General features: G+C 76.2%; 14 protein-coding genes and 1 riboswitch. Of the genes, 8 read left to right on the top strand and 6 right to left on the bottom strand.

The annotated features are described in order from the left end of the window. Positions 1 to 2: 2 nt before the first annotated feature. The 4 genes from MUK52_RS05255 to MUK52_RS05240 all read left to right on the top strand — a co-directional run bounded on the left by MUK52_RS05255 (position 3) and on the right by MUK52_RS05240 (position 4,371). Entirely contained in the window at positions 3 to 914 is a 912-nt protein-coding gene (locus MUK52_RS05255; RefSeq protein WP_284574892.1) for an arginase family protein, read from the top strand. 295 nt (positions 915 to 1,209) lie between these two features. Continuing rightward, complete coding sequence (locus MUK52_RS05250) at positions 1,210 to 1,782, top strand: TIGR03086 family metal-binding protein (RefSeq protein WP_284574891.1); 573 nt, start codon at positions 1,210 to 1,212, stop codon at positions 1,780 to 1,782. A gap of 110 nt (positions 1,783 to 1,892) precedes the next feature. Continuing rightward, complete coding sequence (locus tag MUK52_RS05245; RefSeq protein ID WP_284574890.1) at positions 1,893 to 3,110, top strand: aminotransferase class I/II-fold pyridoxal phosphate-dependent enzyme; 1,218 nt, start codon at positions 1,893 to 1,895, stop codon at positions 3,108 to 3,110. Positions 3,111 to 3,321: 211 nt separating this feature from the next. Continuing rightward, complete coding sequence (locus MUK52_RS05240) at positions 3,322 to 4,371, top strand: MBL fold metallo-hydrolase (protein ID WP_114054979.1); 1,050 nt, start codon at positions 3,322 to 3,324, stop codon at positions 4,369 to 4,371. A gap of 67 nt (positions 4,372 to 4,438) precedes the next feature. Here the strand turns inward: MUK52_RS05240 and MUK52_RS05235 are convergent, their stop codons facing one another. Together MUK52_RS05235 and MUK52_RS05230 are read right to left on the bottom strand one after the other, a co-directional pair. Beyond that, complete coding sequence (locus MUK52_RS05235; protein WP_246042446.1) at positions 4,439 to 5,092, bottom strand: DedA family protein; 654 nt, start codon at positions 5,090 to 5,092, stop codon at positions 4,439 to 4,441. After that, positions 5,089 to 5,865: an MBL fold metallo-hydrolase gene (locus MUK52_RS05230; RefSeq protein WP_114054981.1), complete on the bottom strand. Its 777-nt coding sequence runs from the start codon at positions 5,863 to 5,865 to the stop codon at positions 5,089 to 5,091. Before MUK52_RS05230 ends, MUK52_RS05235 begins: the two co-directional genes overlap by 4 nt. Positions 5,866 to 6,003: 138 nt before the next feature. Here MUK52_RS05230 and MUK52_RS05225 point away from each other — a divergent pair, with 138 nt between their 5' ends. The 3 genes from MUK52_RS05225 to MUK52_RS05215 all read left to right on the top strand — a co-directional run bounded on the left by MUK52_RS05225 (position 6,004) and on the right by MUK52_RS05215 (position 10,256). Then, on the top strand, positions 6,004 to 6,408 hold the full coding sequence (locus MUK52_RS05225; protein WP_114054982.1) for a recombinase family protein: 405 nt from the start codon (positions 6,004 to 6,006) through the stop codon (positions 6,406 to 6,408). 231 nt (positions 6,409 to 6,639) lie between these two features. Beyond that, positions 6,640 to 8,772 carry a phage holin family protein gene (locus tag MUK52_RS05220; protein ID WP_174250373.1) on the top strand — a complete coding sequence of 711 codons (2,133 nt, stop codon included), beginning with the start codon at positions 6,640 to 6,642 and terminating at the stop codon, positions 8,770 to 8,772. A gap of 74 nt (positions 8,773 to 8,846) precedes the next feature. Continuing rightward, complete coding sequence (locus MUK52_RS05215) at positions 8,847 to 10,256, top strand: amino acid permease (RefSeq protein ID WP_284574889.1); 1,410 nt, start codon at positions 8,847 to 8,849, stop codon at positions 10,254 to 10,256. A 99-nt stretch (positions 10,257 to 10,355) separates the two neighbouring features. Here MUK52_RS05215 and MUK52_RS05210 read toward each other — a convergent pair whose 3' ends face one another. Next, entirely contained in the window at positions 10,356 to 11,966 is a 1,611-nt protein-coding gene (locus MUK52_RS05210; protein WP_284574888.1) for an RNA polymerase sigma factor, read from the bottom strand. A 240-nt stretch (positions 11,967 to 12,206) separates the two neighbouring features. Beyond that, a complete protein-coding gene (locus MUK52_RS05205; RefSeq protein ID WP_284574887.1) occupies positions 12,207 to 12,968 on the bottom strand; it encodes a methyltransferase domain-containing protein in 762 nt (253 codons plus the stop codon). Between the two features lie 69 nt (positions 12,969 to 13,037). Continuing rightward, positions 13,038 to 13,113: riboswitch (ZMP/ZTP riboswitch) on the top strand. A 68-nt stretch (positions 13,114 to 13,181) separates the two neighbouring features. Between MUK52_RS05205 and MUK52_RS05200 the strand changes: the two genes are divergently transcribed. After that, a complete protein-coding gene (locus MUK52_RS05200; RefSeq protein WP_284574886.1) occupies positions 13,182 to 14,054 on the top strand; it encodes a bifunctional 5,10-methylenetetrahydrofolate dehydrogenase/5,10-methenyltetrahydrofolate cyclohydrolase in 873 nt (290 codons plus the stop codon). A gap of 59 nt (positions 14,055 to 14,113) precedes the next feature. Here MUK52_RS05200 and MUK52_RS05195 read toward each other — a convergent pair whose 3' ends face one another. Both MUK52_RS05195 and MUK52_RS05190 read right to left on the bottom strand, forming a co-directional pair. Then, positions 14,114 to 15,358: an MAB_1171c family putative transporter gene (locus tag MUK52_RS05195; protein ID WP_114054988.1), complete on the bottom strand. Its 1,245-nt coding sequence runs from the start codon at positions 15,356 to 15,358 to the stop codon at positions 14,114 to 14,116. After that, positions 15,355 to 16,890, bottom strand: a complete 1,536-nt coding sequence (locus MUK52_RS05190; protein WP_284574885.1) for an NAD(P)/FAD-dependent oxidoreductase — start codon at positions 16,888 to 16,890, stop codon at positions 15,355 to 15,357. The genes MUK52_RS05195 and MUK52_RS05190 overlap by 4 nt, the downstream gene beginning before the upstream one ends. Between the last annotated feature and the right edge of the window lie 153 nt (positions 16,891 to 17,043).

Raw genomic sequence — 17,043 nt, 5'->3', positions numbered from 1 at the left:
CCATGCGAAGCCTCGTCCTGCTCGACGCACCCTCCAACCTCGGCCTGCGGCCGCCCGTTCCGGGCACCGTGCCCGGCGTGTACAAGCTGGCCGGAGCCCTGCGCGAACAGGGCCTGCTGAGCCGGCTCGGCGCCCGCGAGGGCGGCGTCGTCGTACCGCCCCGCTACGACCGGGGCGACTGGCGGGAAGGCGACGGAGTCTTCCACGCCGGGCCGCTCGCCGCGTACACCGCCACCCTCGCCGACCGCATCGAGAAGCACCTCACGGCCGGCGAGTTCCCGATCGTCCTCGGCGGCGACTGCTCGATCCAGCTCGGCGCCTCACTGGCCCTGCGCCGCCTCGGCCGGTACGGGCTGGCCGCCATCGACGGCTCGGCCGACTTCCGCCACCCCGGCAACGAGGCCGCCAACGGGCCCGTCGGCGCCGCCGGCGGCGAGGAACTCGCCCTGGCCACCGGCCGCGGCCAGGCCGACCTCACCGACCTGGAGGGCCGCGGCCCCTACCTGCGCGAGGAGGACGTCCGCCTCTTCGGGCTCCGCGACGGCGACCCCGACCTCCCCGAACTGCGCGCCGCCGGCATCCGCACCGCCACCGTCGGCGACATCCGCGCCCGGGGCGCCGCCGCCACGGCCCGGGCGGCGCTGGACGGACTCCACCCGCCCGTCACCGCCGGCTTCTGGGTGCACCTCGACGCCGACGTCCTCGACCCCTCGGTGATGCCCGCCGTCGACAGCCCCGACCCCGGCGGCCTGTTCCCCGCCGAACTGGCCGAATTGCTGCGAGTGTTGATCGGGTCGCCGCGCTGCGTCGGGCTCAACGTCACCATCTACGACCCGGACCTGGACCCCGACGGCCGGGCCGGCGCGCTCCTCGCGGACCTCGTCGTCGGGGGGTTCGCGCAGCAGTCCGGCTGACGGCCGCAGCGGCCGCGTCCACTGCCTGTCGAGCGGAACACCGGAGCCGCCGGCCACGGTCGGCCCGGGACGGGGCGTTCCCGTACGCGGGCCTCCGCGTCCGCAACCCGCACGAGCGCCCCGCATCCGTGGCGTACGGGCCGCTCTCCGCGGCCCCGGAGGCGGTCCGCGGGCCGGACTGGGCGCCCGCCCCGCGGGACGCGGATCCCGGCATGCGGACGCGGTGTGGCAGGCCGCACCGGGGGCGAGGAGAGTGGGCCCCGGGGCGTCGGGCCGCGTCGGAGGCGGTGGGAGCATGCCGGAGCCACTCCTCGAACAGCACGCAGAGGCGCTCCGGCTGTTCGGATCGCGGGTCCGCGCCGTGGCGCCCGGCCAGCGGGGCCTTCCGACCCCCTGCGCCGAGTGGACGGTGCGCGACCTCGTCAACCACGTCACCGCCGAGCAGCTGTGGGTGCCGCCGCTGGTCACCGAGGGCTGCACCGTCGCCGAGGTCGGCGACCGCTTCGCCGGCGACATCCTCGGCGACGACCCCGCCGCCGCCTGGGACCGGGCCGCGCGGGCAGCCCACACGGCCTTCGCCTCCCCCTGGGCGCTGGAGCGCATCGTCTCCCTCTCCTACGGCCCCTCGAAGGCCGCCGCGTACTGCGCGGAGCTCACCGCGGACTGCGTCGTGCACGCCTGGGACCTCGCGCGGGCCGTCGGCGCCGACGACCGCCTGCCCGCCGGGCTGGTCCGGTTCGCCCTCGACGAGATCACCCCGTACGCCGACGGGCTCGCCGCCGCGGGCATGTACGGCCCGCCGCTGGTGCCCCCGCCCGGCGCCGACGACCAGACCCGCCTCCTCGCCCTCACCGGCCGCGCCGCATGAGTGCGCCGGGTGCCCTCCCACAACAGGCGCATCCCGGCGAACGACCGTATAAAGGGCAGGGTCGAGCGGCGCGGCCTACGCGACGGGGAAGGCAGGGCGAGGTGGCCGGGATGCAGCGCACCGCGGAGGGCCGGGGCCCGGTCCGGTTCGGGCCGCCCGCGCCGGAGCCCGGCCTGCCGGTCCTGCCCGGGCTCACCGAGGCCCTCGCCACGGCCGCGAGCCGCTCGGACCCCGAACCCCCCGGCGGCGCCCTGCCCCTGCTGGAGGCGGCCGCCCGGCACTGGCAGCGGCGGGGCCTGCCCACCGCCGCCGACGAGGTCGCCGCCGGGCCCGGCGCGCCCGCCCTGCTGCTGGCGCTGCTCGGCGCGCACGGCGGGGACGTGCTCCTGCCGCGGCCCTGCCCCGCCTGGTGGACCCCGCAGATCCGGCTGCTGGGACGCCGCGCCTACCACGTGCAGACCCCGGCCGAGTGCGGCGGCGTACCGGACCCGTACGCGCTGCTGGAGACGGTGCGCCGGGTGCGGGCGGAGGGCGGCGACCCTCGGGTGCTGCTGCTGTCCGTCGCCGACGACCCGACCGCGACCGTGCCGCCGCCCGAGCTGCTGCGGGAGGCCTGCGAGGCCGCCGCCTCCGCCGGGCTGTTCGTCGTCAGCGACGAGACCTGGCGCGACACCGTGCACGTCCCGCACCGCACCCTCGTCCTGAACCCCGCGGAGATGCTGCCCGGCGGGGCCGCCGTCCTGCTGGACCTGTCCGGCGCCCTGCTGCCCGCCGGGTGGCCCGCCGCCGTCGCCCGCCTTCCCGGCACGCCGCACGGCACCCGGCTGCGGGCCCAGACCCTCGACGTGCTCGCCGCGACGGGCGCGCTCGTCGCCGGGCCCGTCGCCGCCGCGGCCGCGCTCGCCCTGGACGAGCCGGCCGCCGTCGCCGACCGGGCCCGCCGGGCCGCCGCCCTGCACGGTGCGGTCGCCGGCGCCGTCCACCGCACCCTCCTCGCTGCCGGGGCCTTCGCCCGGCCCCCGCAGGCCGGCCGGCACGTCTACGCCGACCTGGACCCGCTGCGCGCCGGCCTCGCCCGGCACGGCATCCGCGACGCGATGGAGCTGGAGGACTGGCTCGGCGCCCGGCTCGGCACCCCCACCCCGGGCGGGCAGCGCTTCGCCGACGACCTGGGCTCGCTGCGGGTCCGCCTCTCCACCGGCCCCCTGCTCGGTGCCACCCCGGGGGAGCGCCTCGCGGCCCTCACCGTCCGCGACCCGCTCGCCCTGCCGTCCATACGCGCCTCCCTGGACCACCTCGGCACGGTCCTGGCCGGGCTGGCGCCATGACGGCCCCCGGCCCACACCCCGCGCCCCCGGCCCGCACCCCGCGCCCCCGGTCCGCCCGCCGTGGAACCCCGGGCCGCGGGCCCCGGCACCCGGCCCCGGCACCCGGCCGCGCACCCGGTGCCGAGCCCGCCGCCGCCGCCGACGCCCTGACCGCATCCCGCACCGCCGACCGCCACGACGAGCCCGATCCGCCGTGAACGGAGACTCCCTGATGAGGGATCAGACCAGCGCCCCCGCCGCCGCCCCGCGCCGCCCGCCGCAGCCCCCGGGCACCGCTCCCCGCCCGGGATCCCGCCCCGCCCCGCGCCCCCTCGGCGAGCGCCGCCTCTGGCCCCGCTCCTTCGCCGACCGGCTCACCACCCCGATGCCCGGCCTGCGCGCCTACGCCCGCCTCGCCCGCGAGGGCGCCTTCCGGCCCGGCCCCGACGGACTGCGCGGCATCCCCGACCTGCCCTGTGCGCCGGCCCCGCTGCCCGTCCTGGCGCCCGGCACCTCCTGCGTCACCTGGGCCGGCCACGCCAGCTGGGTGGTGCGGACCGGCGGCCTGACCGTGCTCACCGACCCCGTCTGGTCGCGCCGGATCCTCGCCACACCCGCCCGGATGACGCCGGTCGGCGTCCCCTGGGAGGACCTCCCGCCGGTCGACGCCGTGGTCATCAGCCACAACCACTACGACCACCTCGACGCCCCCACCCTGCGCCGGCTGCCCCGGCACACCCCGCTCTTCGTCCCCGCCGGGCTCGGCCGCTGGTGCCGCCGCCGCGGCTTCGCCCGCGTCACCGAGCTCGACTGGTGGGAGGCCGCCGAACTGGACGGCGTGCGCTTCGACTTCGTCCCGGCCCACCACTGGTCCAAGCGCACCCTGCTCGACACCTGCCGCAGCCTGTGGGGCGGCTGGATCCTCACCGACACCCGCTCGCCGGCCCCGCACAGGCTCTACTTCGCCGGGGACACCGGCTACGGCCACTGGTTCGCCGAGATCGGCCGCCGCCACCCCGGCATCGACCTGGCCCTGCTGCCGATCGGCGCCTACGCCCCGCGCTGGTGGCTGCGCGACGTCCACGCCGACCCCGAGGAGGCCGTCCAGGCCTGCATCGACGTCGGGGCCCGGCGCATGGCGCCCATGCACTGGGGCACGTTCGTGCTCTCCGCCGAGCCGGTCACGGAGCCGCTGGAGCGGGTCCGGGCCGCCTGGGACCGCGCCGGCCTCTCCCGCGATGACCTGTGGGACCTGCCGATCGGCGCGTCCCGCTGCTGGTGACCCGCCCCGTACGCGCCTCTCCGTACGCCCGCCTCCGTACGCCCGCCCCGCGGCGGCCACGGCGCGGTCACCCCGCGCCCACGCCCCGCAGCCGCCGCCACAGCCCCGGTGCCGCGCCCGCCAGCAGGGCCAGGACCACCGCCGCCACCACGCCCTGCCAGGGCTCCGCGAACAGCGACCCGCCGAGGATCCCGATCAGCCCGTACGCCGCCGCCCACGCCGCGCACGCGGGCGCGTCCCCGCGCGCGAACCGGCGCAGCGGCCACTGCGCCAGCAGGCACGCGGCCATCACGGGGATCCGGCCGGCCGGCACCAGCCGGGACACCACCAGCACCTGCACCCCGTGCCGCTCCAGGCCCGCCCGCGCCTGCTCCAGCCGCTCCGGCGCGGTCCGCGCCCGCAGCCGCTCCAGCCCCCGCGACCCGCCCGGCGACCGCACCCCGCGCCCACCCAGCCAGTACAGGGTGAGGTCCCCCGCGAACGCGGCCAGCGCGGCCACACCCACCACCAGCAGCACCCCCAGCGGCGGCGACGCCCGGTGGAACGCCACGACCGCCGCCGAACTCACCAGCGCCCCGGTCGGCACCACCGGAACCAGCGCGCCCACCGCCACCAGCAGGAACAGCGCCGGATAGCCGACCGCCTGCTCGGCGGTCTCCGCCGGCACCCCGCCCGCCGCCCACGCCCAGCCCCCGGCCGCCGCCACCGCGACGCCCCTCACGGGAACCGCACCCGCTCGCCGTGGCCCGGCACCCGCACCGCCGACCCCGGCGCCGCCCGCCCCGCCAGCCGGGCGAACTCCTGCCCCGGCGCGTGGAACTCGTGCGGCCGCACCGCGTCCATCCCGATCGGCCAGTACGTCCCGTAGTGCACCGGCACCGCCGCGGCCGGCGCCAGCGCCGCCAGCGCCCGCGCCGCACCCGCCGCGTTCAGGTGCCCCGGCCCGAGGTACGGGCCCCAGCCGCCCACCGGCAGCAGTGCCACGTCGACCGGCCCCACCTCCCCGGCCATCGCGGCGAACAGGCCCGTGTCCCCGGCGAAGTACGTCCGCCCGGCACCCTCCACTACAAAGCCCAGCGCCCGCACCCGCTGCGGCCCCCACGGCATCCGCCGCCCGTCGTGCCGCGCGCTGACCGCCCGCACCCGCACCCCCTGCCCGACCCCGACGACGTCCCCCGGCACCGCCTCCACCACGGCCAGCCCGCGCACCCCGGCCAGCCGCGCCAGCCCCGGCACCGCCCGCAGCGCACCCCGCGGCACCACCAGGCGGGTGCCGGGCGCGAGCCGGGCCAGGGACGGCAGGTGCAGGTGGTCGGCGTGCAGGTGCGACACGACCGCCACGTCCGCCACGGCCGCCTCGGGCGGCGGCAGCACCCCGCGCCGCCGCCGCAGGTGCGCCAGCCGCGGCGCGAACAGCGGGTCCGTCAGCACGCGCACCCCGGAATCCTCCACCGTGCAGGCGGCATGCCCCCACCAGGTGATCTCCACCGGCACCGGCCTCCCCGTCGCAGTCGCAGGCCTCCGAACCGAGACTAAGCCCGCCACCCGGAGCCTGCCCCCGGCACGGCGCCCGCCAACCCGGCCCCGCAGCCCCCTCCTCCGCGGCCGCGGATCGGAGTAGGGTCGGGCGGCATGGATGAGCTGCGCGTGGCCGCGATCGCCAGCCTGGCCCCGCTTGAGGAACTCGACACGGACCCCTTCGCGGTCGACACCCGGAGCCAGCACGCCATGTGCGCCCGCTGGGCCGCCGACCAGGGGTACGTCGTCACCAAGGAGTTCCTCGTCTACGGACTGCGCGCCGACCACTGCGGCCTGTGGAGCGACGTGGAGGCGGGCCGGGTCGACCTGTTCGTCGCCCCCAACCGCCGCGTGCTCGCCCGGGCCCTGCGCTCCGTGGAGGAGTTCACCGCCGAGTGCCGCAGGCGCGGCGTCCGGTGGGAGACCGCCGGGCTCGACGAGCCGCAGTACACCCCGGCGATGAAGGCGGAGGTGCACCGCCGGCTGTCGATGCCGACCGCCGGCTACGACGGCACCTGACGCCCCGGGCACCCGCCGTACGCCCCGCGCCCCGCGCCCCGCGCCCGCCGCACGCCCGCCGCACACCCCGCCCCGCACCGCGCCCGCGTCCGCGCCCCGCGCACCCCCGCGCGGCCGCCGTCCGCTCCCGCCCGCCTGCCGCCAACGGGCCGCTCCCGCCCCGCCTGTGCGACGCTGGAGGCGGCGCCGGGGCGCGCGGCGCCGGCCGGGGGAGACACGAGGCGGTGCGGCGTGCGGCGAGGACGGTGGCGGACGGCGGGCGGCGCCGCGGTGCGCGTGCTCACCGTGTGGGCGGTCTCCACCCTGACGATGCTCGTCCTGGCCGGGATCCTGCCGGACTTCCGGCTGCAGTCCGGCGACGGCGCCAGCATCACACAGGCCGGCCTCGCCGCGGCCTGGGGCGCGGGCGCCTTCGGCCTCCTGAGCGCCCTCGTGTGGCCCCTGCTCGTACGGGCCCTGCTGCTCGTACCGGCCCTCGTCCTCGGCCTGCTCGTCTTCTTCCTCAACGGCTCCCTGCTGCTGATGGCGCTCAGCCTGGTCCCCTCCGGGCAGGGCCGGGCCGCCCCCGAGACCGCCGTCGTCGTCGCGGCCGCCATGTCCGCCGTCGCCTCCGCCACCTCCACCGCCCTCGCGGTCCGCGACGACGAGGCCTACCGCAGGCGCCTGTACCGGCTCGCCGCCCGGCGCCGCCGGCAGCGCCGGGCGGCCGCGCCCGGCCGCGAGCCGCCGCCGGGCCTGGTCTTCCTCCAGCTCGACGGGGTCGGGTACGAGGTGCTGCGCGAGGCCGCCGGGAACGGCACCATGCCGACGGCCGCGTCCTGGCTGGAGACCGGCCACCGCGTCATGCCCTGGCGCACCGACTGGTCCAGCCAGACCGGCGCCAGCCAGCTCGGCATCCTGCACGGCACCACCTTCGACGTGCCGGCATTCCGCTGGTACGAGAAGGACACCGGCGAGGTGATGGTCTGCAACCGGCCCACCAGCGCCGCGGAGCTCCAGCGCCGGGCCGTCGCCCGCACCGGCGACGCCGGCCTGCTCGCCGTCGACGGGGCCAGCCGGGGCAACCTGTTCAGCGGCGGCGCCGACCAACTCGCGCTGGTGCTCTCGGTGTCGGCCCGCCGCGGCCGCGCCAACCGCTCCCGCGCCGGCTACTTCGCGTACTTCTCCGACCCGGCCAACGCCGTCCGCACCGCGCTGTCCTTCACCGCCGAAGTCGGGCGGGAGATCGGCCAGTCGGTGCGGGCCAGGCTGCGCGGCGACCGGCCGCGGGTGTCCCGGGGCGGCCTGTACCCGCTGATCCGGGCGTTCGCGACCGTCGTCGAGCGGGACGTCGTCGTGGCCGCCGTCATCGGCGACATGCTCGCCGGCCGGGCCGCCGTCTACGCCGACCTCGTCGCCTACGACGAGGTCGCCCACCACTCGGGCCCGCGCGGCCGCGACACCGACCGGGTCCTGGCCCGGCTCGACCGCAGCCTGGCCCTCGTCGCGCGCGTCGCCGAGCACGCCCCGCGCGCCTACCGGATCGTGCTGCTGTCCGACCACGGGCAGAGCCCGGGGGAGACCTTCCTCGGCCGTTACGGCCTCACCGTGAAGGATCTGGTCCGGGCCGGCTGCGGACTGCCCGTCTCCCGCCGGGCGGGCGGCACCCCGAGCGGCGCCGAGGCCCGCGCCGCCGTCCTCGCGGCCCTGCACCGGCCCGTCGAGGAGGGCGAGGAGGCCCACCCGCGGCCCGGCCGCACCGACCCCGTCGTCCTGGCCTCCGGGAACCTTGCGGTGATCTCCTTCCCGGACGTGCCCGGCCGGGCCACCCGGGAGTGGATCGAGCGCGCCCACCCCGCCCTGCTGCCGACCCTCGCCAACCACCCCGGCATCGGCTTCCTGCTGGTCGACGGCCACGTCCTGGGCCCCGGGGGCGCCTGCGCCCCCTTGTCCGACCCTGCCGCGGCGCAGGAGCTGCTCGCCGCGTACGGGCCGGGCGCGGCCGCGGCGGTCGCCCGTACCGACGCCTTCCCGCACGTCCCCGACATCATGGTCAACTCGGCGTACGACCCGGCCACCGGGCAGGTCCACGCCTTCGAGGAGCAGATCGGCTCGCACGGCGGCCTGGGCGGGGAGCAGGGGCACGCCTTCCTGATGTGGCCGGCCGACCTGCCCGGACCGGAGCCGGGCCTGGTCGGCGCCGAGGCCGTGCACCGCGTCCTGCGGGGCTGGCTGCGCGAGGCGGACGGGCCGCAGGTCCCGGTCGGGCCGGGCGGGCGGGCGGAAGCGGAGCCGGCAATGCCGCCGAAGGATCCGCGGCCGCGGCCCGCACCCGGCGGAATGTTTCCTTCCGCAGGGGTGCCCGTACAGGACGAAAGCCGTTGATTTGGCGGCCCGGGCGGCGTACCGGAGCATGTGTCGACCTGTCCGGCATGTGAAACACCCGAGGCGCGACCCCCGTGAGCACCACCCCTGCCATAGCCCCGCCCGCCCCGACCGCGGCCCCCGGATCCCCGGTCGCCGAGGCCCGCGAGACCGACGGGGGGAGCGGGGGCCCGCACGCCCGCCGCTTCGGCCTCCCCATCGCGACCTGCCTGGTCATGGGCAACATCATCGGCGGCGGGATCTTCCTCCTGCCGGCCTCGGTGGCCCCGTTCGGCACGATCAGCCTCCTCGCCTTCGGCATCCTCACCCTCGGCGCGATCGCCCTCGCCCTGGTCTTCGGCCGCCTCGCCGAGCGCCTCCCGCACACCGGCGGCCCCTACGTCTACGCCCGGGCCGCCTTCGGCGACTTCGCGGGCTTCCTCGCCGCCTGGACCTACTGGATCACCTCCTGGGTCTCCAACGCGGCCCTCGCCGTCGCCGCCGTCGGCTACCTGGCCGTCCTCTTCCCGGCCGTCGGCGACCACACCTGGTCGATGTGCCTCGCCGCCCTGGCCGTGCAGTGGCTGCCCGCGCTCGCCAACCTGGCCGGCACCCGCTGGGTGGGCACCGTCCAGGTCGTCGCGACCGTCCTGAAGTTCGCCCCGCTGCTGCTCGTCGCCGTCGGCGGCCTGTTCTTCTTCGACCCCGCCAACCTCGGCCCGTTCCAGGCCACCGGCCAGAGCCCCGTCGGCGCACTGTCCGCCTCCGCCGCCATCCTGCTCTTCAGCTACCTCGGCGTGGAGTCCGCCGCCGTCAGCGCCGGCGAGGTCCGCGACCCCGCCCGCAACGTCGGCCGCGCCACCGTCCTCGGCACCGTCGGCGCCGCCGTCGTCTACCTCCTGGGCACCCTCTCCGTCTTCGGCCTCGTCGCCCACGACCGGCTCGTCTCCTCCGAGGCCCCCTTCACCGACGCCGTGAACGCCATGTTCGGCGGCACCTGGGGCGGTACCGTCGTCGCCTGCGCCGCCGTCGTCTCCATGCTCGGCGCCCTCAACGGCTGGACCCTGCTCAGCGCCCAGACCCCGTACGCCGCCGCCAAGGACGGCCTCTTCCCCAAGGCCTTCGAGACCAAGCGGCGCGGCGTGCCCGTCACCGGCGTCGTCGTCACCGTCCTGCTGGCCTCCGCCCTGACCGTCTACAACTACACGGCCGGCTCCGCGGGCGTCTTCGAGAGCCTCGTCCTGATCACCACCTTCACCGCGACCGTCCCCTACCTGCTCTCCACCGCCGCGCAGATCCACCTGCTGCTCACCGGCCGGTCCGAGCAGGTCCACCGCGGCCGCCTCGTCCGCGACGGCATCGTCGCCTCGCTGGCCTTCGGGTTCTCCATGTGGCTGGTCGCGGGCGCCGGGTACGCCGCCGTCTACCAGGGCGTCCTCTTCCTCTTCGCGGGCGTGCCCGTCTACGCGGTGATGGCCGCCCGGAAGTCCCGCGCGACGGCCTGACCTGCGCAGGAGCGCCGAGCACCGCTCCCGGAACGCCGAAGGGCCCGGAAACCCCCGAGAGGGTTTCCGGGCCCTTGCGGGCGCACCTGGCCGCCGCGACTAGTCGAGGTAGTCGCGCAGCACCTGGGAGCGGGACGGGTGGCGCAGCTTCGACATGGTCTTCGACTCGATCTGGCGGATGCGCTCACGGGTGACCCCGTAGACGCGGCCGATCTCGTCGAGGGTCTTCGGCTGGCCGTCGTTCAGGCCGTACCGCATGGACACGACACCCGCCTCGCGCTCGGACAGCGTGCCCAGGATGGACTGGAGCTGCTCCTGGAGGAAGGTGAACGACACCGCGTCGGCCGGAACGACCGCCTCGGAGTCCTCGATCAGGTCACCGAACTCGCTGTCGCCCTCCTCACCCAGCGGGGTGTGCAGGGAGATCGGCTCGCGGCCGTACTTCTGGACCTCGATGACCTTCTCCGGGGTCATGTCGAGCTCCTTGCCCAGCTCCTCCGGAGTGGGCTCGCGGCCGAGGTCCTGCAGCATCTGCCGCTGCACACGGGCGAGCTTGTTGATGATCTCGACCATGTGGACCGGGATGCGGATGGTGCGCGACTGGTCGGCCATGGCGCGGGTGATCGCCTGCCGGATCCACCACGTCGCGTACGTGGAGAACTTGAAGCCCTTGGTGTAGTCGAACTTCTCCACGGCGCGGATCAGGCCGACGTTGCCCTCCTGGATCAGGTCCAGGAAGAGCATGCCGCGACCGGTGTACCGCTTCGCCAGGGAGACCACGAGGCGGAGGTTGGCCTCCAGCAGGTGGTTCTTCGCCCGGCGGCCGTCCTCGACGAGGATCTCCAGCTCGCGCCGGTACGCGGGCTTGAGGTCCTCCTCCTCTTCGAGCTTGTACTCGGAGAACAGGCCGGCCTCGATCCGCTTGGCCAGCTCGACCTCCTGCTCGGCGTTGAGCAGCGGCACCTTGCCGATCAGCTTCAGGTAGTCCTTGACCGGGTCGGCGGTGGCACCGGCCACCATCACCGTCTGCGCCGGAGCGTCGTCCTCGTCCTCGTCGGACAGCACGAAGCCCTGGACGGCGCCCGCCGGGGCCTCCTCCTCGACCTCGTCGACGAGGTCCTCGGTCGCCCAGTCCTCGCCCTCGACGGACGGGTTCTCGGCGTCGTCGGCGTCCTTCGCGGTGGCCTTCTTCGCCGCGGTCTTCTTGGCGGCCGTCTTCTTCGCGGCGGCCTTCTTGACCGTCCGCTTCTTCGGCTCGGCGGCGGCAGCGGCCTCCGGGGCCTCGGCAGCGGCGGCCGGAGAAGCGGATATAGCCGCCGCCGGGGCGGCAGCCGCAGCCGCCGTCGTCGCGGCGGCGGCGGCCGCGGCGGTCGCGGCCTTGCTCCGCGCGCCGATCGGCCGCGGCGCGGCGACGGCCTTCTTCGTCACGGTCCGGGCGGGGGCGGAGGCAGCCTTGCGGGGCTTCTTCGCGGCAGCCTTCGTGGCGGGGGCCGCGCTGACGTGGAGGGCGACACCCTCCTCGTCCAGGACCTGGTTCAGGCTGCGCAGGACCCGCTTCCACTGGTCCACCGGGATGCGGCCGGCCTCGAAGGCCTGGCGCACGTCGTCACCGTTGATGTGACCCTGCTCGCGGCCGCGCTCGACGAGAGCGACCAGGGCCTCCGATTCGGCGATCTCCGGAGGGAACGTACGGGACGGGCTGAGCGACACAAGGAGCCTCTCGTTGCGAACAGACAGGAAGTGGGCGGGACATCATCGCGCGGATCGGGAAACAGACCCGAGAGGGGTCTGTATTCCGGGCCGCGCGAGGACACCTGTCGGTTCATCGCGGGCCCGAGTCGATTCGTTACGCGCTGAATTGAGTGACCTGCGCCACGCTGTGTGCGGGCAACCTTTCGGCCCGAAAACCGTCCGCGCCCCCGCGCCGCCGCCGGCCGCCCCACCGGCCCCTCAGCCCGCCCTGCGGGCCTCGATGAGGAAACGGGAGGTGTGCGCGACGAACGGACCCTCGTGCTCGATGCGTTCGTGGAGCTCCTGCAGCCGCTCACGGTAGTGCCCCACGGTGAATCCCGGAACCATCCACACCACCTTCCGCAGGAAATAGATCACCGCGCCGATGTCGTGGAACTCGGTCCGCAGCCGCTCCGAGCGCAGGTCCACCACCTCCAGCCCCGCCCTCGAGGCCCCGGCGACGGCGTCGTCGGGGTGCCGGCGCCGCCGGACCCCATCCGGCTGCGGGCCGAGGAAGAACTCGACCAGCTCGAAGACGCTCGCCGGCCCGACCTGCTGCGAGAAGTACGTGCCGCCCGGGGCCAGCACCCGCGCGATCTCGTCCCACCAGACCGTCACCGGGTGCCGGCTGCACACCAGCTCGAACGCCCCGTCGCCGAACGGCAGCGGCGGCTCGTCGGGATCGGCGACGACGACCGCGCCCAGCGGGTGCAGCAGCCGCGTGGCCCGGTCGACGTTCGGCGGCCAGGACTCCGTCGCGGCCGCCAGCGGCGGCAGCGGCCCGGCCCCGGCGAGGACCTCCCCGCCGCCGGTCTGGACGTCCAGCACCGACCGCACCCGGGCCAGGCGCTCGCCCAGCATGCGCTGGTAGCCCCAGGAGGGGCGCTGCTCAGTGGCCCGCCCGTCCAGCCAGGAGAAGTCCCACCCGTCCACCGAGACGGTCTCCGCCTCCGCCACCAGATGGTCGAAAGTTCGCGTCATGATCCATATCGTCCCAGGCGGGGAGCGGGCCATCCACCGATATTCCGCCCGCCGTGTTCGACTACAGTGGTCGCGGGCCGTGACTGGCGTTCGGGTGGATCACCACCGGGGAGCGGCCCGGCGTACGACCGTACGCCCGGCGTACCCCCGCGTACGCCGACTGCCGCGCGCCTGGGCGAACCGCGATTCCGCAGCGACGCCCAGGAGACCCCTATGACGACTGCCCAGACCGCCCGGCTCATGGACGGCACCGCCCTCGCCCGCCGCATCTCCGAGCAGACCGCCCTGCACGCCGCGAACCTCGCCCGGCGCACCGGAACCGCCCCCTGCCTGGCGACCGTGCTGGTCGGCGAGGATCCCGCCTCCGTCACCTACGTCCGGATGAAGCAGAACCGCTGCGCCAAGGCCGGCATCACCTCCCGGCACGTGGCGCTGCCCGCACAGACGACGACCGAGGAGCTCGTCGCCACCATCACCGCCCTCTCCGAGGACCCGGAGATCAGCGGCATCCTGCTCCAGCACCCGGTGCCGCACCACATCGACGAGCGGGCCGCCTTCGAGGCCATCGCCCCCGGCAAGGACGTCGACGGCGTCACCATGCACTCCTTCGCCGCCATGGGCTTCGGCCTGCCCGGCTTCGTCTCCTGCACCCCCGGCGGGATCATGCGCCTGCTCGCCGAGTACGACGTCGACCTGACCGGCAAGCACGCCGTCGTCGTCGGCCGCAGCGCCATCCTCGGCAAGCCCGCCGGCATGCTGCTGCTGGAGCAGAACGCCACCGTCACCTACTGCCACTCCCGCACCAAGGACCTGTCCTCGATCGTCCGGCAGGCCGACGTCCTGGTCGCCGCCGTCGGCAAGGCCGAGTTCATCCGCGGCGAGGACATCAAGCCCGGCGCCGTCGTCCTGGACGCCGGCTACAACGAGGGCAACGTCGGCGACGTCCACTTCGAGTCCGCCGCCGCCCGCGCCTCCCTGATCACCCCGGTCCCCGGCGGCGTCGGCCCGATGACCATCGCCGTCCTGCTGGAGCAGACCGTGCAGGCCGCCGCCGCCCAGGCCGGCCTCTCCCTCACGGACCTCTGACCGCCCGCGGGTCGGCCGCCGCGCCCGCACCCCCGTACCGCCGGAACGCCCCGGATCCCTCACCCCGGGGCGTTCCGGCCTTCCCACGGCCGCGGAGCGGGCTCCGGCTCCGCCGGGGCGCGCCGCACCGCAGCCACGATCGGCGAGGAGCTGAACTCCCGGGCCAGCTCCGCCAGCGGCCGCGAATCCAGCCGGTGCGGGTCGTCGGGCCCCCGGTCGGCCGGCTCCCGGTGCTCCCCGACGCAGCCCGCCAGGTCGGCGGCGGCCCGCCTGCGCACGGCCGCCGCGAGCATCGCCGCGTCCGCCACGACCGACGCCTGCGGCTCCCCGATCCCCTCGGCGCGCGCCGCCTCGTACGCCGCCAGCCGCACCCCGGGGTCGAACCAGCACCCCAGCGCCAGGATCCCGTCGTCGATCACCGACTCGCGGTGGATCAGCCGGATCCCGATCGGGGACCACCAGGTCAGCGGCACCGTCATCACGCTCGGCGAGGCGAACCCGCGCAGTTCCTTCCACAGGGGGCGCAGCGTCCGGTAGCGGCTGTAGTCCCGCCAGGCGGGCGATCCGCCGACCAGCGGCACGATGAAACCGGAGCCCACCATCAGCGCCGCCGCCGCCGCGAACGGCGGGGCCACGTACGTCGACAGCGCGTCCCAGTCGCGGCCCGCCCAGCGCGCACCGACCGCCGCCCACTTGGAGACCAGGTAGCACAGGTCGAGGACCCCGCCCAGCACGATCAGCGCCAGGCCGGTCCGCAGCGGGCGCAGCCGGCGCAGCGAGGGGCCCACCCGCCGCAGCCACTTCCAGCACAGCACCGTCATCACCGAGCTGGCCGCCGTGTGCGCCAGCAGGTAGCAGACGATCATCTCGCGCACCCACGGCGTGTTCGCGTAGTACGTGTCGAGGTCCCGCAGCCGCTCCACGGGCGCCTCGCCCCTGACGAACAGCAGCACGATCAGCAGCGTGACCGCGCCGAACACGGCGACCGTCAGCCGGGTGGCCCGCCGCACTGCTGCCGGCGGGCCGCCGCTCCAGTGCAGCACCAGCACGACGCACGACCCGGAGAACGCCGTCAGCGCCCCGTACACCAGGGGCGCCGAGAAGTTGGTGATCCCGGTGAGCCGGTTGACCGCCGCGATGGTCGGGGGAGCCGCCAGGAACATCACGAGGCAGCCGGCGAACAGCACCGCGCACACCGCGCGCATCAGCGGCTGGTCCCAGCCGCGCCGCAGCGTCGGCGCCTTGATCAGCAGGGCCAGGATCAGCACCGACCCCGGCACGTAGAGGATGAGCCCGTCCGTCATCGGGCCCGGCCGGCACGGCCCACCGGATCGACCGGGTCCACGGGGTCGGCGGGGTCGGGGGAGCCGGCGGGGTCCGCGGGCGGCGACGGCGGGGGGCCGGCCGGCTCCGCGGCCGCAACGGCGGCCCGTACGGGGTCCGCGTCCAGCCCGGCGACGGCCCGTTCGGCGGCCGTCAGCGGCGCGGCCTTCAGCGCACCCCGGTCGGAGGCGCGCAGCACGTGCCACACCACCGACGGGCCCAGCCAGTGCGTGGGCGGACTGCTCATTGTGATGACCTGGAGGAACGCCGCCGTCAGCGCCTCCCGCGTGGTCGCCCCCGTCATCAGCCGGCTGACGTAGGCGTTCAGCAGACCGGTCCCGGTCCGCGGCCGCATCCCCGTCGCCCCCGGGTACAGGATGTCCTGCGACGTGGCCAGCTCCCAGGCGGTGGCCACCTGCGGGGCCAGCGCCCGCTGCGCCTCCCGGCCGATGGACGGGTGGGCGAGCCCCTTGGCCCGCAGCAGCGCCCGCACCGCGAGCAGTCCCCGGGCGGCGACCGTCATGCCCTGCCCGTACAGCGGGTTGAAGGTGGCCACGGAGTCCCCGACCGCGAAGAACCCGTCGGGCAGGTCGGCCTTCTCGAAGTAGACGCGGCGGTTCGCGGTGCCCTGCGTGACGGCGACGTCCGTGAGCGGTCGGCGCTTTTCGAGGAGCTCGCCGACGATGGGATCGCGGACGCTCTTGGCGAACGGGACGAACAGCTCCGGATCCCCGGTCGGCTGCCCGCCGCGGGTGCCGGACAGCGTCGCCTGCCACTGCCCGTTCTCGATTGGCACGATCGTCGCGGTCCTGCCCGGGACGGGCACCCGCGGATCGGACTGCACGTTGACGATGGGGAAGCCCGACTCGTGTGCCCCCGGCGGTGCCTCGAACAGCCGCGTCGCGTACACCAGCCCGGAGTCCACTTCAGCCTGCCGGATCCCGCCCGCGCCGAGCTCCCGCAGCCAGATCCGGGAGCGCGAGCCGCGCCCGCTCGCGTCGACCACTAGGTCGGCGCTGACCAGCCGCCCCTTCTCCTCCGGGGTGTCGACGCGGACGCCGGTGATCCGGGCCGCCGTCCCCTCCAGGGCCCGCACCCGGCTCCGCTGGAGGACGGTCACCCCGCGCAGGCCCCTCACCCGGGCCCGGACGACCGCGTCGAGGAGGTCCCGGCTGCACGAGATGGTGAACTGCTTCTCCCGGCACCGCGGGATCCAGCCCTGCGCCGTCATGGTGACCAGCTCGACGGGCAGGCTGCGGCGCATCGCGCCCGCGGCGATCCACTCCTGTGTGATCCCCGGCAGGATCTTCTCGATGGCCCGAGCCCCGCCCGACCACAGGACGTGCACGTGCCGGGCCTGCGGGAGCCCGCGCCGCGGCACGGGGCCGTCGGGCAGCACGTCGGCATCGACGATCGTGACCGTCGCGTGCTCGGCGAGCACGGCCGCGGCGAGGAGCCCGGCCATGCTGCCGCCGATGACGACGGCGTGACGGGGCTGGGGGTAAGCGGTCATGTGTGGGTGCTGCTCTCTGTCGGGGCCGCAGGCGGTCAGCGGCGCGCGAGGGGCGTCGGCGGCGGCGCCGGCAGGGGCGTCGGCGGCGTCGGCGGGGGCGTCGGCGGCGTCGGCGGGGGCGTCGGCCGGGAGGGCGGTGCGGGGCGCGGCGCC

The organism is Streptomyces sp. 2P-4 (assembly GCF_030167965.1).
GTDB lineage: Bacteria > Actinomycetota > Actinomycetes > Streptomycetales > Streptomycetaceae > Streptomyces > Streptomyces globosus_A.
The sequence above is the reverse complement of the archived record's forward strand: the minus strand, read 5'-3'. Positions and strand labels throughout refer to the sequence as shown.

What these genes read in the sequence shown, in the direction of transcription:
- MUK52_RS05255 (WP_284574892.1), top strand. Translation starts at nt 3, where the DNA reads ATGCGAAGCCTCGTCCTGCTCGACGCACCCTCCAACCTCGGCCTGCGG.
- MUK52_RS05225 (WP_114054982.1), top strand. Translation starts at nt 6,004, where the DNA reads ATGGATGAGCTGCGCGTGGCCGCGATCGCCAGCCTGGCCCCGCTTGAG.
- MUK52_RS05190 (WP_284574885.1), bottom strand. Translation starts at nt 16,890, where the DNA reads ATGACCGCTTACCCCCAGCCCCGTCACGCCGTCGTCATCGGCGGCAGC.
- MUK52_RS05195 (WP_114054988.1), bottom strand. Translation starts at nt 15,358, where the DNA reads ATGACGGACGGGCTCATCCTCTACGTGCCGGGGTCGGTGCTGATCCTG.
- MUK52_RS05250 (WP_284574891.1), top strand. Translation starts at nt 1,210, where the DNA reads ATGCCGGAGCCACTCCTCGAACAGCACGCAGAGGCGCTCCGGCTGTTC.
- MUK52_RS05205 (WP_284574887.1), bottom strand. Translation starts at nt 12,968, where the DNA reads ATGACGCGAACTTTCGACCATCTGGTGGCGGAGGCGGAGACCGTCTCG.
- MUK52_RS05200 (WP_284574886.1), top strand. Translation starts at nt 13,182, where the DNA reads ATGACGACTGCCCAGACCGCCCGGCTCATGGACGGCACCGCCCTCGCC.
- MUK52_RS05245 (WP_284574890.1), top strand. Translation starts at nt 1,893, where the DNA reads ATGCAGCGCACCGCGGAGGGCCGGGGCCCGGTCCGGTTCGGGCCGCCC.
- MUK52_RS05240 (WP_114054979.1), top strand. Translation starts at nt 3,322, where the DNA reads ATGAGGGATCAGACCAGCGCCCCCGCCGCCGCCCCGCGCCGCCCGCCG.